9 protein-coding genes are annotated in these 17,025 nt (G+C 44.6%); all 9 read left to right on the top strand.

The genetic code is table 11. The features are described from left to right. Window positions 1–64: 64 nt before the first annotated feature. The 9 genes from QP794_RS06810 to QP794_RS06850 all read left to right on the top strand — a co-directional run bounded on the left by QP794_RS06810 (window position 65) and on the right by QP794_RS06850 (window position 17,015). Window positions 65–895, top strand: coding sequence for an SDR family oxidoreductase (locus tag QP794_RS06810; protein ID WP_285075525.1), 831 nt, complete (start codon window positions 65–67; stop codon window positions 893–895). A gap of 312 nt (window positions 896–1,207) precedes the next feature. Beyond that, complete coding sequence (locus QP794_RS06815; protein WP_079345219.1) at window positions 1,208–2,155, top strand: ABC transporter permease; 948 nt, start codon at window positions 1,208–1,210, stop codon at window positions 2,153–2,155. Window positions 2,156–2,168: 13 nt separating this feature from the next. Further along, a complete protein-coding gene (locus QP794_RS06820) occupies window positions 2,169–3,038 on the top strand; it encodes a carbohydrate ABC transporter permease (RefSeq protein ID WP_285075529.1) in 870 nt (289 codons plus the stop codon). Window positions 3,039–3,103: 65 nt separating this feature from the next. Then, window positions 3,104–4,690 (top strand): extracellular solute-binding protein, encoded by a 1,587-nt coding sequence (locus tag QP794_RS06825; RefSeq protein WP_285075530.1) that lies wholly within the window; start codon window positions 3,104–3,106, stop codon window positions 4,688–4,690. A gap of 316 nt (window positions 4,691–5,006) precedes the next feature. Further along, window positions 5,007–6,524 carry a sensor histidine kinase gene (locus QP794_RS06830; protein ID WP_285075531.1) on the top strand — a complete coding sequence of 506 codons (1,518 nt, stop codon included), beginning with the start codon at window positions 5,007–5,009 and terminating at the stop codon, window positions 6,522–6,524. Then, window positions 6,524–8,146 carry a response regulator transcription factor gene (locus QP794_RS06835; RefSeq protein WP_285075532.1) on the top strand — a complete coding sequence of 541 codons (1,623 nt, stop codon included), beginning with the start codon at window positions 6,524–6,526 and terminating at the stop codon, window positions 8,144–8,146. Before QP794_RS06830 ends, QP794_RS06835 begins: the two co-directional genes overlap by 1 nt. A 99-nt stretch (window positions 8,147–8,245) precedes the next feature. Beyond that, window positions 8,246–10,462, top strand: coding sequence for an FAD-dependent oxidoreductase (locus QP794_RS06840; protein WP_285075533.1), 2,217 nt, complete (start codon window positions 8,246–8,248; stop codon window positions 10,460–10,462). 17 nt (window positions 10,463–10,479) lie between these two features. Then, window positions 10,480–11,688, top strand: a complete 1,209-nt coding sequence (locus QP794_RS06845; RefSeq protein WP_285075534.1) for an SGNH/GDSL hydrolase family protein — start codon at window positions 10,480–10,482, stop codon at window positions 11,686–11,688. A gap of 299 nt (window positions 11,689–11,987) precedes the next feature. Next, window positions 11,988–17,015, top strand: coding sequence for a golvesin C-terminal-like domain-containing protein (locus tag QP794_RS06850; protein ID WP_285075535.1), 5,028 nt, complete (start codon window positions 11,988–11,990; stop codon window positions 17,013–17,015). Window positions 17,016–17,025 lie beyond the last annotated feature (10 nt).

The raw sequence follows: 17,025 nt of genomic DNA on the forward strand, positions 1-17,025 counted from the left end.
TTCACTTCATAGTTTAGACTGAAGTCATATCTTCGTCAAATGCTTAAGGAGGCGTTCAAATAGTATGCGTATATTCGTTACGGGTGCAGCAGGTTATATTGGTACTGCCGTTGTCAGCGAACTCATTGGTGCGGGCCATCAGGTAGTTGGTCTGACCCGTTCGGAGAGTGGTGCTCACGTATTAGAAAGCTTGGGAGCTGAGGTGGTTCGCGGTGTTTTAGAGGATCTGGATTTACTGCGCAGCTGTGCAGCCACTTCAGACGGCGTTATTCATCTGGCATTTAACCACGATTTTTCTAATTTCGCCGCATCACTGGCAACTGATCTTCGCGCCATCGAAGCAATGGGTGGGGGGCTCGCGGGTTCCGGTAAACCACTTGTTATTACAGCACATGCAAATGGCAAAGCATCGGAGGATACGGCACTTGCGTTTATAGAACAAGGCGTGAGAGTATCGATCGTCTCGCTTGCACCTTCCGTTCATGGAGAAGGAGATAAAGGTTTCGTGCCGGAATTAATCCGGATTGCTCAGGAAAGAGGTTCTTCGGCGTACATTGGAGACGGCTCTAACCGTTGGCCAGCGATTCATCGCTTGGACGCGGCAGTTTTGTTCCGCCTCGCTGTGGAATCTGCGCCTGCAGGCGCAATACTGGATGGCGTGCACGATGAAGGCATTGCGTTCAGCGAGATTGCCGCAGCTATTGGTCGTCATGTGGATGTGCCGGTAGTCAGCATCCCGCCTGAAGAAGCGCAAGCCATCTTCGGTTTTCTAGGCATGGTCGCGTCGCTTGACTTAGCCAGATCAAGTGAAGGGACGAAGGAGCTGCTCGGCTGGAAGCCTGCCCAACATGGACTTCTCGCAGATCTGGAGCAAGGACATTATTTCACAAAATAGTCTAACTGGAATGAATCAAACGCCTTGCTGTCTATATTATATTTAACAAAAATCATCGTTGCCTAAGTACTAAACCAGGCAACGATGATTTTTTTGTTTTTTTAAATTTTTATCAATCTTAATCTAAACTATCCAGAAAGGCTAGTTTTCGCGGTACAAGTCCAAGATAAGCTATTTATCAACTTTTCGGCATTGATCACAATAAAGGACGGCTCACTTACTTAATATCTTGTAAGAAATTCTTGAAATTTCAGAAATTTATCCGATAGGGGGGTGCTAATATACAAATACAAACAAAGACGAGGTGATGATATGCAAGCAAAATTGGCAGCGGACGCCATTCCCCTCTCCAAAAAGCGGAAGTCATGGATAAGGACGATCCAAAAATATAAAGTGATGTATGCTCTCTTATTACCGGCCTTAATTTACTTTGCCGTATTCAAATACATTCCTATGGCGGGAATATTGATTGCTTTTAAAAACTACAATCTGGCTTTGGGAGTATGGGATAGCCCGTGGGTGGGATTCAAAAATTTTACGGACTTTATGAACGGCGTTTATTTCTGGGACATCATGAAAAATACGATTGTTATATCGCTCTATAAGCTGTTGTTCGGTTTCTCCGCTCCCATCTTACTTGCTTTACTGCTCAATGAAGTTCATACCCAATGGTTTAAGAAAATCGTACAAACCATTACTTATTTACCCCACTTTCTGTCTTGGGTCATTGTATATGGATTGATGGTAGCATTATTAGCTCCAGGCGATGGCCTTTTTAATATGATTTTGAAAGAAAGTGGTTTTCAGCCCATCTCATTTCTAACGGAGCCTGCTTGGGGAAGACTGCTGGTCATCGCATCTGAAATATGGAAGGACATAGGATGGGGAGCGATACTGTACCTCGCCGCATTAGCAGGTATTGATCCAAGCTTATATGAAGCGGCTCGAATGGATGGCGCTTCCAAATGGAGACAGCTCTGGCATATCACTTTACCAGGCATTCGAGGAGTCATTATTCTAATGCTGATCCTTAAATTAAGCCATATTCTGGATGCTGGCTTTGACCAAATATTCATGTTTGCCAACACCTTTAATCAGGAGAAGATCGACATTATCGACACATGGGTATACCGTGAAGGGTTGGAGCGTCTTAAGATTGGCTTGGCTACTGCTGTAGGGTTGTTCAAAGCTGTCATTGGATTTGGTTTAGTTTTGGCAGCAAATAAGCTCGCCAAAAAATTCGATGGGCAAATTTGGTGAGGTGGTTTTTAAAATGATCAATTTGACAATCGGGGAAAAAGTCTGGCAATCCGTCGTTTATGTTATTCTAATTTTTTTATCACTACTTTGTTTACTACCCTTTCTGTATGTGATTGCTGTCTCAGTGACGCCAGAATCGGAAGTGTTAAGAAGAGGGATCGTTATTATACCAGAATCTTTTACCTTTCTGGCCTATAAAGAAGTATTCATTTCTCATGGGATCTGGCAAGCGTATAAAATTACGTTGTTTCGAACGATTGTAGGCACAATGCTTAATGTGCTTTTTACAGTCTTAGCAGCTTACCCGTTATCCAAAAAATATTTGCCGGGACGCAGTCCGTTTTTACTATTCATTGTGTTTACCATGATGTTTAGTGGGGGGTTAATTCCGACTTATCTGCTAATTCGCTCTCTGGGGTTGCTAAACAGTCCGTGGGTATTGATTATTCCAAATCTCATTAGTGCATTTAATCTGGTGATCATTAAAGGCTTTTTCGAGCAATTGCCTGGTGAAATCGAGGAATCAGCGAGGGTTGACGGTGCAAGTGAACTTCAATCGTTATGGCGGATCATTTTACCACTGTCTTTGCCCGTCATTTCCACCATTTCTTTATTTTACGCAGTGGGACATTGGAACAGTTATTTTGATGCTATTGTTTATATCAATGATTCCAACTTCATGCCGCTTCAAGTCGTCTTACGCAACATCCTGCTTAACGTCGCAACACAAAGCGCTGAGTCGCTCGCCAATTCCGGAGCTGTAAGTACGTTCGCTGTGCAGATGGCTACAGTTGTTGTGACTACGATTCCGATTTTGATCGTTTACCCATTTTTACAAAAGCATTTTACCAAAGGTGTGCTCTTGGGATCCGTTAAGGGTTAAAAGGTGTTCCAACCTAACTTATTACGGTGAAACCGTGATAATATACAAGCAAAGGAGAGGTCAATATGCAGCGTAAAAAGATTTCATTTGCTATTCTGTCGGCAATCTTAGGACTGGGAACGCTATTGTCAGGATGTGGGGGAAATGAAGAAGTTACATCGACAGCTTCGAGTAATTCGCAAGGGCAGTCTGGCCAGTTTGCAACCAAAATGAAAATCTCAATGTTTAACCAAGGCACTTTCAACGCTGCCGCTCCGGTACCTCCACGTGATGAAGATGTTCAACGCCAAATGTTGGAAAAAGAGATGAACATCGACTTGGATATGATGATTCCTCAAGCTGGGCAAGCAACAACCAAACTGAATACGCTCATTGCAGGCGGAGATATTCCAGATTTGATCTTCTTGAAGAGTCGGGCTGATCTCGCGCAATATTACGACCAAGGCGTTCTTGCGGATTTGACACCGTATCTGGATCAATTCCCTGAATTACAGAAACGATTTGGCAACGACTCATGGGAGGCAATGTCCTATCAAGGAAAAACAATCGGAGTTCCAGGCTATGATAATGTTAACGGTATCAGCCGAAGCTTTTTCATCCGCAAGGATTGGCTGAAAAAGCTGAATATGGAAGTGCCAACGACACCGGATGAGCTGTTCGAAGTTATGAAAGCCTTTACAGAGAAAGACCCGGACGGTAATGGCAAAAACGATACGTACGGATTCATCGGCGGTATGAACAAAGAAGGTAATCTGCAAACCTACGGCTTCGATAGCTTGATGTGGATGTTTGGCGTCAATCCTCCTTCGGCCATTGAAATAAAAGATAATGAACCGATATTCCTGTTTATCGATCCCAAAATGAAAGAGGCGCTTGCTTACATTAACAAAATGATGGCAGCCAAAGTGGTAGACCCCGACTGGGTGACGATGAATTCGCCTGATCTGTTGGACCAAAAGATGTTTAAAGGTAAAGTTGGCTTCATGATCAGAGATGCCCGCAGGCTGGAGCCGGATTATCAGCAGAAAATGAAAGAAATTAGTGGCGAGGTGCCGGAATGGATCGTCATTCCTCCGATGAAAGGTCCTTATGGTGATCAAATTGTAGAGAGAAAATCATTCCAAGGCAATTCATGGGCCATTTCCGCGAAAGCGGATAAGGACAAAATTATTCGGATCTTGTCCATGCTGAATTATCTCTTTACAGACGAAGAAGCTTATCCGAACTTTGCATACGGAATTAAAGGTATTCATTGGGATGTAGTGGACGGCAAGATCAAAAATAAAACCTCCGAGTTATCGAAGGAAATGAAAGAGAAGTACCTGTGGGTCGATCATTACAGAATGCCACGCCGTGGTGATGATGCGGAGTACTTCAGCTTCCAGAATCCTAAGACAGCGGAAGCTTTCAAGGACAATCAGCAATATGTGGGGCCAACGTTGCCCGGAAATTTATTGACCCCAGACCCCAGCGATACCTTGGATGCTGACCGCACACGTTTCATTAATGAAAGTTTAGTTAAATTTATGACGGGCAAAGAGCCTCTTTCCAACTGGGACAATTTCCTCCAAACGTTGGATACCAAGTTTGACATGCAGAAATATAAGGAAACAGCAATCAAACAATTTAAAGAAGCCGGCCTTATCAAGTAAAATAAATAAACGAAGAGAGTGGCTATTCGTAGCCCCTCTCTTTATTAGCATATGCTATTCTTAGTTTAAAACGGAACTAAAAGGAAGATGATCAATGCGAAGAAGAATCAGCTTGCCTTTAAAATTATTTTTGATCGTGTTTGCATTTGTATTAGGGTGCATCATCTTGATAAGCCAATTGTCTTATCGCTATGTCCAAAAGGAAATAAGAACCAATGACATTTTTTACACCAACCAAATCCTTGACAAGGTAGACCAGTACTTCACTGTTAATTTTTCCTCCTTCCAGACGATTCTCTTCTCAGTTGAAACATCCGTGAAAGCCAATATTGACAACACGGAAGTGATTAAAAAACAATTAAGAGAACTGTATGAACTCAATAGTAATTACGTCAGTAATATTTATTTGATCAAAAGCGATTTATCCATTCTAGGCGGAAGTACAGCTACTCGAATATTCGATGAACCTTTATCTGAAAGAGAACCTTTGTTTGATGCTGCTGACAAGAACAGAAGGACTACCTTTGTTAGTGAACCTTACAAATCGAAGTATTCCGGCTGGACCGTTACGATGGTTCGATATCTGAACGGTGCTCCGTTTCCTATGGCCATTGCGGTTGACTTGGATCTAAATGCCATTGAAGAAACCTTGTTCAAGATTAATAAACAAGAACAAATGAATCTGGCTCTGATCACAGCGTCAGGTAAAATCATTGCCGGATTTTCTGGAAATAAAGGACTGCTGAATATTCAAGATCATACGTTTTCAATCGGGGAAACGTCAGCGGAACAAATCCTGGATACGACAGAAACAAGTCTTCAACTGCATACGATGGATGGCATTCCGGTCTCCCTTCTAAAAAAACCAACGGAGAAATTCAACTGGACCATCATCTCAATCAATGATGATTCACGCTTGAAAGCCGCTTTATCCAGATTGGAAATCTATTATATTGAGCTTCTAGTTGCAGGTCTTCTCTTAAGTTTGTTCATTTCTTTTTTGGTTGCCAAATATATCAGGAAACCACTCTATACACTCAAAACAAAAATGAAGCAAGTGGAGCAAGGCTTACTCACAACTACAATTACGATTAATCGAAACGATGAGTTTGGAGATCTTTCACGAGCATTCGATCGTATGCTGCAGCAAATTGTGGAACTGATTCGGCGAGCGGAACTTCATAATGAACTTGAACGGAAGTTGGAAATCCAGGTGCTGCAGTCTCAAATTAACCCTCATTTTCTGTATAACACACTTGGTTCGATCAGCAACGTTATACGTCTTGGACAAATAGAGAAAGTAGATGTGGTAATCGGATCGCTCATTTCATTATTGGAATACGGGATAGACGATGCTTCAGAGAAGGTTTCCTTACGTCAGGAACTACGCAATGTAGCGGATTATATCGAGATCCAGAACATTCGGTATAACCGAAACTTCCAGTTGATTGAACATATCGAAGCAGGGTTAATGGATTTCCCTGTTTTTCGAATGCTGCTGCAGCCGCTTGTGGAGAATAGCATCTTCCATGGTTATAACGGAGGAGGAATTGAGGGGCCTATTACGATTCATGCGTACAGGGAGGACGGTATCGTCATCATAGAAGTTGTTGATCAAGGCGAGGGAATTCCAGCTGATAAAATAAAGCATATTTTAATCTCAGAACCGAGTGAAATGGAAGTAAAAAGGAAAAGAATCGGGCTAAATAATATTCATGGCCGAATAAGACTTCACTACGGAGATCAATTCGGACTGCAAATCATTAGCATACCTAAGGAAATAACCCGTGTGCGCGCTGTATTCCCGGCAGAATTGCAAAAAGGAGATGCATAATGGTGAGAGACTATACCTGCTTCATTGTTGACGATGAAGACCTGATCATTCAAAGATTGGAATTGTTTTTTAATGAACTCTCTCATAGGGATAAGCGATTTGTTCTCGTGGGCAAAGCGAATAATGGGCTGAATGGGATCGAGGAGATCATAAAACTTAAACCGGACATCGTCATATCCGATATCGTTATGCCGCGAATGGACGGAATCTCCATGATTGAGCAGCTCAAGGCGGAGCTCCCCCATACCCAATACATACTTTTGACCGCCTATTCATCCTTTGAATACGCCCAGCGAGCTATTCAAGCCAACGTATTGGAGTACATTGTAAAGGTTCCGCTGAGGGAAGCGGATTTGAATCGAGCTTTGGATAAGGCAGCCGGAATTTTAAATGAGTTTAAGAAAAAAGAAGCGGAATTTCAATCGTTAAACGTATCCGTGCTTGAAAATAAATATAGAGTGCGTAAGCAATTTTTTAACGAACTGATCAGAGGCGAAATTCCTTCTCATCGGGCATCGGATTTTGCTAATCGCATGCAGTTTCATTTCTTTCAAGCCAACTATTGCTGCTTCATCGTCGAAATGAATACGTATGAAAGTTTCCGAAACGAATACGCTGCCGCAGATCAAAACATCTTGAAATATGCGATTACGAATATCATCGAAGAAACGGTGATGAATGGTGGTAGTGGGGTAGCTGCGGATTTGTCCGATAATTGTTTTATTGGCTTTCTATCCTGGGAAAATAACCGCAGTGATATGGAAACGGAATATGCTTGCCTATCATTGGGAGGGCAGATCGTATCTCATTTGCATCAATATTTGAATCAAAGGGTATCTGTCGCTTTTGGTGGTCCACACCGAGGCTGGGAATCGATCAAACAGGCGTACACGGAAGCTAAAAATGTGAGTGAGGACTTCTATTATCATACCGAGAAAGTAGTAAAAACACCGATGCATCGGTTCCAATACCATAATGACAAAAAAGCAGACTTTCAGCAGAAACTGGCTGATTTTCTTATGCGGCTGAAAAGGAAGATTTCCAAGGAAGAGCTGGAGAATGCACTTGCCGATCTGAACCAATTTGTTACGGACCATAAAATCCACAAGTCTATCATGGCTCCAATGATTAGAGACTTGTATAGAGACATTACCGTAAAGTTTAAATCAGGGAATAAGATGGCGACGGAAGTTGCAGACTTCCCCATGGAATTTATGGCTTTTCAGGAGCAGCTCTCCTATATTGGCGACTTCACCTTCGAATACGTACACGCAGGCCAACTATTACATCGTGCAGAGATTATGAGTGCTATGCATTTTATAGAGAAAAACCTGAAACAACGCTTAACGTTGGAGGTAATTGCGGAGGAAGTGAATCTAGCGCCATCGTATTTTAGCAGCTTATTCAAAAAAACAATGAACGAAGGCGTGATCAGCTATATCAACCGTAAAAAAATCCATCTCGCTCTCGAGTTGTTAAACGTCCGGGATTATTCTTTATTGGAATTGTGCGAGGAAGTAGGCATCGTCAATGAAGGTTACTTTTGTAAACTGTTTAAAGAATATACGGGTGATACGCCTAAGCAATATCGGATAAAAATGACACGGTACGAATCCAAATAAGGATGCAAAAAATGTATGATTTTTTCGCGAAATCCTGTAAAAAAAAAGGGGCCAAAACCATTACCATGATAGAAGCATCTAATCATGGAGGTTATCAAAATGGAGCTTATGAAAGCAGATGTAACCGTCGTAGGTGGAGGTATTGCAGGGATATGCGCTGCCATTGCAGCTGCACGCCAAGGTCTGCAGGTTTCACTTATTAATGATCGGTCGGTGCTTGGGGGAAATGCGAGCAGTGAGGTCAGAGTTCATATCAACGGGTCGGCATATCTCGGAAACAGTCCATCCTATTATGCCCGCGAGGGCGGGTTGGTAGAAGAACTCAAGCTGAAGATCTTTCATTATAATCCGTTATACAACAAGAAGCTTATGCTTTCGCTTTCGGATACGGTCTTGCTCGACATGGTTTATGATGAGCCTAACATTTCTCTATTTCTGAATACATGTGTACATGAAACGGGCATGGAAAACGGCAGAATTAAATGGGTGGAAGGCCTTCAATTAGCTTCCGAAAGAAAATTTCGTTTTGAAAGCCCAACCTATATCGATTGCTCCGGTGATGGAATTGTTGGATACCAAGCAGGTGCTCACTTCCGATGGGGAAGAGAGGCGAAGCATGAATACAAGGAGGAGCTCGCTCCAGAAGTGGCGGATCATTACACCATGGGCGATACGATTCTGTTTCAAGCCCGTGACGTAAACTATTCCGTTCCTTATAAAAGACCAGGCTTTGCGTATGACATTACGAAGCTGGAGTTTTTCGATAGTATCAGAAAAGGCTTAAACCATCGGTCTTTTCCAAGGAAAATCAACGGGCTGGGCGGATTGTGGTGGCTGGAATACGGCGGACATATGGATATTATCAAGAATAATGAAGACATCGCATTGGAACTGCGAAAATTGGTGTACGGGATATGGGATTATATCAAAAATAGCAGCGAGTTTGATGATGTGGATAATCTCATCTTGGATTATGTATGCCCAATTCCCGGTAAGCGGGAGTCGAGGCGGTTTATAGGGGAGCACATGCTGTCTCAGAACGATCTTACAGCAAAGCCGCATTTCGAAGATGCGGTATCCGTCGGGGGCTGGTATATGGATCTGCATGCGAACAAAGGCATCTACGATGAGGGGCCTGCTACAGCGTGGAATTTCGTGCCAGGATTGTATAATATCCCTTTCCGCAGCTTATTTTCACGCAACATTCCTAATCTGATGTTCGCTGGCCGTAATATAAGCGCTACCCATGTGGCTTTCGGTTCTACAAGGGTCATGGCAACCTGCGGTTGTATGGGGCAGGCGGTAGGAACGGCTGCGGCGTTATGCTTGAAATATGAGACAGACCCCGCGTCCATAGTCAAGAAGCATATGGGTGAGCTTCAAAAGCAGCTGCTTCGTGACGGTCAAACGATTGTAGGGCTTCAGGAGCAGTTTGAACCTTATTTCGCTGACGGATTAACGATTCGCGCCTCGTCTCAGCGCAGCTATGATAATCCTGAGCCAACTGAAGAGATCTCCTTGGAGAAGGCGTTATGTTTGGTCTTGCCAATTCAGACATCGGTGGCTGAAAGCGTGCGAATCAAAATTAAAAACAGGTCCGAGCATGCGGAAACGTTGCATGTAAAGCTGTTTGGCGGGGAGCGGAAGGAAAACTATATTCCCACCAGCGAGCTAAAAGACTATCAATTGCTTATTTCAGCGGGTCACGATGACTGGATTACGCTGGACCTGGGCTGCGAGAAGCCGGCTGACGACAAAATCTACATCGTTTTGGAAGGCCCGGCGAGTCTTGCCGTACAAGGCAATGAAGAGAAGTTGACAGGAGCGGTCAGCTTCCATTATAAACCAGAAGTGCCTTCCAGGTTGAAGAAGCTTAATAAGAGCATTTGTTTCAAAGACCTATTGCCATCTCAAAATATGTATCATCCTGAGAGTGTCGTCAACGGCTTCTCCAGACCTTATGGTTTGCCAAACTGCTGGATTTCTGAACGCACGGAAGGGCAGGAATGGTTGGAATTTGGTTTTGCAAGCCCCAAAAATGTAGACGAAATCCATCTTGTCCTTAATTCACAGTTGAACTTGGAGCATTTTGACGATCCGATCGAACCACTTATCCAAGATTATGATGTGACCTTAACCTTAGAAGATGGAAGCGAGAGTGAAATTAATATCCGTGGTAATTATCTTTCGTTGAATAAACATCAGGTGCATGCAAAAGGGGTAACCCGAATCCGGTTTGATTTCTCTGCAACGTATGGTTCGCCTTATTATGAAGTGTTTGCTGTAAAATTTTTTGCTCCTAAAAACGCTAAGTGAGGGCGGGTGAAGTCGCGATGAAGGATTTTTTCCCTCGAAGAGGGCTGCCTAATGTCATTCAGAAGTTGGAAAATGGGGAAACCGTAACAATCGTCTATTTTGGCGGCAGTAATACGCGTTCTGAAGGATACAGGGTCATGACGGCGGATTGGCTGCGAGGGCAATATCCCCATGCAGATATCCGCTCTGTGAATGCAGGCATTGATGGGACAGGATCGGACCTCGGCTGCGCCCGTTTGGAGACAGATGTACTGAGTCATCAGCCTGATCTCGTATTTGTTGAATTTGTTGGAAACGATGGGGGAGTTCCCGAATCCAAAGCGCGAATCGAAGGAATTGTCCGACAGATCCGCAAGCGGAGCCGTTTTACGGATATCCTGTTTGTATATACGGTTAAGGAGCGGGATTTGACCTCATTTCAATCCGGCGAATACCAGAAGGGAGCTCTTATGCAAGATGAAGTCGCCGACTATTATGGTATTCCTTCGATTCATCTGGGTGTAGCGGTCAGTCAATTGGTTTCAGATGGAAAGCTTATTTTTACTTCAAGGGAAGATGTGTCCATCCCCGGAGCCGTTATTTTTACGCATGATTCCATCCATCCAACTATTCCCGAAGGACATCAGATTTACACAGATATAATCACACAGTCGTTTGAGAAAATGAGAGAACTTCGAGATCACGTGGGAAAGGTCGAACATCACTTGCCGCAGGACCCTTTGGTCCCGGCCAATCCTTGGGAGTATGCAACCATGCTGCCTTTGGATATTTTTACTCATTTTTCCGCAGGGTGGTCTTACATGACCCCTGATGATTTTCCTTTAGTGCGTGAGTACGATTGGTTGTTCCCCGGTCTATGGCGAGCAGTCGATCCCGGAGAGACGATCACAGTGGAATTTGAGGGAACCCACATCGGATTATTCGATATCGGGGGGCCGGATTCCGGCAGATTGAAGGTGTCGGTGGATGGAAAGGAACCCTTTCTTATCGATCGATTCACTTCATATAACGATCATAATCGAAATCAGTATGTTTTTTTGCCTGAGCTACCTAATGGGAAACACACAATTCGTTTCGAAGTTGACCACGAGAAGACAGATAAAGGGGCCGTTTTTGAGGCAGCCGGAAATGAACGAAGTATGGAGCATGTTCGGCAGCATCCAGCATGGTATGATCAAACGGTCATTCAGCTTGGGAAGTTGCTATTGGTGCAGCCGCCATTATAATGGATTAGTCCACTTGGAAGACCTATATTCTATCTGAATGCTACTGAGCAATCAATTCGGATGTAGGTTTCTTTTTTTTACTTAAAATCTTATAAGAAATTGTTAAAATGAAAGAAATTTCACGGTGATGTGACATGCTAAGATAGAAACGATAGAGCGGGATTAGCCAGAAGGCTAGGTTAATTGCTTTTTTTACGATCATTTGAGCAAAGGGATATCTTTTTTTGGAAGCGTTATCATTAATAGGAGAGGCTGTGAGTTGTATGGTTAAAAGGAGGCTGTTTTTCTCAATCGTTTACATGTTGACGATCGTAGTTCCTTTAAGCCTGGCTGGAATAAGGGCTGCTTATGCCGAGACTTTACCTTATCAAACGATTATCATCGATGACGGAAGCATCAAGATCAATGATGTTGTGACACCTGATCCAGGTAACGAGAACAATGGATATTCGGCTCCAAATTGGACCACAAGCACAGGGGTAAAGGGGTATGACGATTCCAGCTCCAAATATACAAGTACAGCAGGCAGAACGATAACATGGAATCCACGCTTGGAAGCAGGAACCGCGAAAATATCGTTCTATAAGCTGGATTGGGCGGATAAAGCAGATAGTAATGTAAAAATTGAGATTGTTCATAATGGAACGACGGATGTAGTCTTTATGGATCTAAGACCATCATCTGGCGCTCCAGCAGGTTGGGTTGATTTGGGAGAGTACTATTTTTCCGGGGTTGGTGAAGAATTCGTTAAATTGACCCGCTCTACCAGCACCTCGAACACGATCCTTACGCGCGCTGATGCGGTCAAGTTCGAAGGGAATATAAGGCAGAAAGAGCCACATAAGACGATCATATTTGATGATGGAAGCCTTACGATTGATAATGTCGTTACTGTTGATTCGGGCAATGCCAGTAACGGCTTCTCCGCTCCTTATTGGAACACAAGTACGGGAGTGAAGGGATACAATAATTCCAGTTCCAAATATACGGACGCCGTAGGCAGAAGCATCACATGGAATCCGCGTTTGGAAGCAGGGAAGGCGAGAATATCGTTCTATAAGCTGGATTGGGCGGATAAAGCAGATAGTAATGTAAAGATTGAGATTGTTCACAACGGAGTTACGGATGTCATGTTTATGGATCTGAGACCTTCGTCGGGTCCATCTGTCGGATGGGTGGATTTGGGGGAGTATGAGTTTAGTGGTGATGATACCGAATTTGTCAGGCTGACTCGAACTCAACCTACGACGGGCAAGATTATTACTCGGGCTGATGCGGTGAAGTTCGAAGGAAATATCCGGCAGCAAGCACGACCATTGCCTCCGCTGCGAAGCCGCACATTAGAGAATCTCAGTTACACAGAAAAAGGCAGCATCGAAAATGAAAACTATAAAGCGACCTTCTATGAGGCAGCATGGGATGGGGGCAAATCCATCGTTCGTGACATGTTCTACAAGAACACGGACACAGGAAACTGGATGCCCATAAATAATGTGTCGGAAAGACTTGAGGAGCAATGGGTTTTATTGGATGGGAATGCGGGGAGCCTAACCAATTATTACGATACGATGAACAAACGCTGGATTACATTCGACGGAATTCATTTTCCCGACAGCCACACAGCGGTATTGACCGATTCTTCGCATGGCAGTGATTACGATTTTGAAGTGAATTGGTCTATGACAGAGGACAAACCTGATGTTTCCTACGCCTTTACACCTCGCCGCGATGGCAATTATGTGATTGGATATCAGTCCTTCACAACAGAGGTCGTCTCGGGAATCAATGAAGTGTTAAGTGGATTCAGGTCGCACGCCAAAATGGTAGGTACAGTGGAATCAACAAGCTTGAGGGAACTGAGTGCTCCAATGAGTCTGGTTGAGAAGAATGACAGTGCGGGGAATCCATTGACGTATGGGGTATTTGTACCATCAGATAAGCTTCCGGTTGAATTTGAACCGACGGGAGGTGTGACGAAACAACGGCTGGGCATGAGCTTGGTCAATAACGAAGGCAGCGTGCAGCCGATCCTGTATGCACCTCAACTGGGGACTTATTCGCAAATGACCGCAGAGAGCACCTACCAATTTCATATAGGGTTAATCGCTCAACGCAGCAAACTTTATGAGTCCTACGCGGATATTCTTCGCAGTGAGTATGGATATTCGGCATACCGGGAAAATGTCTCCGAGCAGTCGCTTACTGACGCGATGTTCAATATGATTGATGTGCTTAAGATAGAGCCGCAAGGGGACGACTCTGTTGATTATGTCCCGTCACCCAGCGGGTGGTGGAGTCGAGCCAAGGGTTTTATTGATATCGAAAACGAGGATAGCGTTCGAACAAGCTCGAATGCGGTTCTTCTGGGAGCTTACTATTTGACCGGTGATGACCAGCTTTACGATACGAGAGCATTGCCATCCGTCCAGTATGGCGTTTCGCGAAATGGCATCGGATGGTCGCCGACGAAGAAGAATGTATACGGCGTGCCTTCATTATGGAAAATGGCTGCTCTGCCGTTCGATGTTTCAAGCGTAGCCGCAGTGAATCAGATGATGGGCACTTCGGCAGGAATTGAGGCGATGGCACAGGAAGAGTACCTCGTGCGTGATCCTGACCAGAAAGACCGAGGCCCTGTCATTCAGCCGCTGATGATGTATCGTATGACGGGAGATGCACAGTATTTGCAAGCTGCCAAGGATGCAGCCGATAGCTATATCATGCAGCATATTGATACGCCTGCATCCGTGAATGTGAGTAAAAATGAGTTCATTTATTATTATAGCAAGCTGTGGATGGAGATCTTGGAGCTTTACGAGGAAACTCAGGATCCCAAATACTTGGATGCCGCTTACAAGGAAGCCAAACGGTATGCAACCATGTTCGTTGCCCGTCCAGTTCCTGAAGGGAACGTTACGATTCCGCAGCCTGAGACATATAATTACGCGGAGTCGTTCCATTGGCCGGAAAGTGGTAAATTTCAATATCCTAGGCTCAAGCTTCCAGAAGATATAGCCGGAGGCGTACAAGCGGAACGATGGCTCGTTTCACCGAGCGGATTGACGTTTGAAGCGGGAAGTACAACCGGTTATTATCGGATGAATGCTCAGGAAGCTCCATTTATGCTGAGGTTGTCGCTTTATACAGGTGATAAACTGCTGCAGGATATTGCTCATAATGCGGTTATTGGTCGATATTCCAGTTACCCAGGTTATTACTATAAGGGCTTTGCCGTTAGCCAACTGGAACCCGATTTTCCTTTGGAAGGCCCAAGCGGGGCTACATCCATCTATTATCACCATATCCCGGGGCAGCTCGGGCAAACGATGGATTATTTGATCAGCGAACAAACGTTGAAATCGAACGGGAGTATTTCATTTCCTTCCGTATTCGAAACGAATTTTTTATGGTTCAAATATCACCTCTATGGGAATAAACCAGGTCAATTTTATGGGAATTCGGATGTTTGGCTTTGGATGCCCAGGGGGATTATTCAGACCAACCATCCTCAATTGAACTGGATAACGGGTGAGAGCGGGGATAAATTCTACATCGGGCTAAGCAACGCATCGTCAGAAGAAGTTCAGACTCCGATCGAATTGAATGATCAGATCATTGGGTTCAACCCGGCACAAGATTATACCGTAACCATCATCCGCGACAATGGCACACCAGAACAAGCGGTTATGAGTGGCGGAATCATTCAAACCACGGTTTCAAGCAAGGGTATCACCGCTATCATTGTAGAGGGACTCGATATCGATGTGCCGCTGCATCAGGTTAGAACGGCTGATCCATCGGATGCAAGCTATTTCTTCGATACCCATAGTCCAATCGATGCGGTTAAAGGCATGCTGATCGTCAAGCCTGACGAAACGGTTTATGATGCTTATGTGCAGGCCAAAACGACGAAACCAGCGACAATCCATTATTCCTTGGATGGCGGGGCTACATATACGACCATCCCAGATACGATATATCCGATGGAATGGTCGATACGGGTGGACGATTTATCCCAAACCTTCACGTATTATGTGGAATCGGAAGGGAAACAGACCCGCAAGCGGACACTCTATCTGCCCGATCAGGTAACGGAAACTCCAGTCCAACCCGATGGTCCGGATGGTTCATCGATCATTGTGGATAATACGGAGGCGGAGACAGAAGGGGTTTGGATAAGGGATACGACGGCTAACGACTATTACTATGATAACTATGTGTATGCCAAATCGACAGCCGGCACAGCGACTAGCAAAATGAAATGGCGGCCAGAACTGCCGGAAAGTGTTACTTACAGTGTGTATTACAAGCTTCCGCAAATAACGGCTGCGACTGAAAATTGGGCAACGAATGCCTCATTTACCGTTTATTATAGCGGGGGCTCCGAGACGGTTACCGTTGATGAGACAACGGCCAATGGTACTTGGGTACACCTAGGCGACTATCCTTTTGCGGCAGGTGATAGCGGCTACGTTGAACTAACCAATAAGGCCAACAAGTCAAGGGTCGTTGCCGATGCGATCATGTGGGTGGACCCAAACAGGATACCGCAATTGGAATCTGCGGTAATCCTGTCCGATCGGAACGAGCTGCAGATGACTCAAAACGCACAACTGAGTGTAACCGGCTATTTGGATAACGGTTTGATCGGTGATCTGACACAGGCCAATGTGCAGTATTTCGTTGACCGTACGGATCTGGCTGAAGTGGATAGCAGCGGTAGGTTAACCCTTCTAAATCTTGATGGGGCAACGGATCACATTGAGGTATGGGCCACAGTAACGATTGACGGAGTGACCTTAACAACTCCTTCGTTGACCATACCGATCAAGGACCTAACGGTTATCGTCGACAGTACAAATACAACAGGGTTGTACACGACAGAAGGGTCTTGGAACCAAAGCAATCTAGCTGGATACAAAATTGGGGTTAAGTCGCGTTACACTACAGTACAAGGATCATCAGCAACGTGGAAAGGCCAGTTTCCTGAGGGGAAATATACGGTCTCCATCTTCAAGCTCGTCCATACGACGGCAAACGATAATCATGTCAAAGTGGAAGTGAAGCATAAGACGGGTACCGAGGTGACGTATATCGATGCAACGGTTGGCTCATCGGGTTGGGTTAATCTAGGAACGTTCGACTTTACAGGAGACGGCAGCGAATATGTTCGTTTAACGAGGGAGACTCCAACAACGGTAGACCCGCCAACGCTTCCTGCCGATATGATCTATACGAGGGTTGATGCAGTTAAGTTCGAACGACATTCCGTGAGTCCAGAGCTTCTTGCAAATGAGGAGCCAGGTGAACCGACAATTTCTGAATAATAGCTGAGCA

Source organism: Paenibacillus sp. UMB7766-LJ446, from assembly GCF_030226665.1.
Classification (GTDB): Bacteria; Bacillota; Bacilli; order Paenibacillales; family Paenibacillaceae; genus Paenibacillus; species Paenibacillus vandeheii.

Excerpts from the sequence above, each read along its gene's own strand:
- QP794_RS06845 (WP_285075534.1), top strand. The coding sequence starts at position 10,480 with ATGAAGGATTTTTTCCCTCGAAGAGGGCTGCCTAATGTCATTCAGAAG.
- QP794_RS06820 (WP_285075529.1), top strand. The coding sequence starts at position 2,169 with ATGATCAATTTGACAATCGGGGAAAAAGTCTGGCAATCCGTCGTTTAT.
- QP794_RS06850 (WP_285075535.1), top strand. The coding sequence starts at position 11,988 with ATGTTGACGATCGTAGTTCCTTTAAGCCTGGCTGGAATAAGGGCTGCT.
- QP794_RS06825 (WP_285075530.1), top strand. The coding sequence starts at position 3,104 with ATGCAGCGTAAAAAGATTTCATTTGCTATTCTGTCGGCAATCTTAGGA.
- QP794_RS06810 (WP_285075525.1), top strand. The coding sequence starts at position 65 with ATGCGTATATTCGTTACGGGTGCAGCAGGTTATATTGGTACTGCCGTT.
- QP794_RS06835 (WP_285075532.1), top strand. The coding sequence starts at position 6,524 with ATGGTGAGAGACTATACCTGCTTCATTGTTGACGATGAAGACCTGATC.
- QP794_RS06840 (WP_285075533.1), top strand. The coding sequence starts at position 8,246 with ATGGAGCTTATGAAAGCAGATGTAACCGTCGTAGGTGGAGGTATTGCA.
- QP794_RS06815 (WP_079345219.1), top strand. The coding sequence starts at position 1,208 with ATGCAAGCAAAATTGGCAGCGGACGCCATTCCCCTCTCCAAAAAGCGG.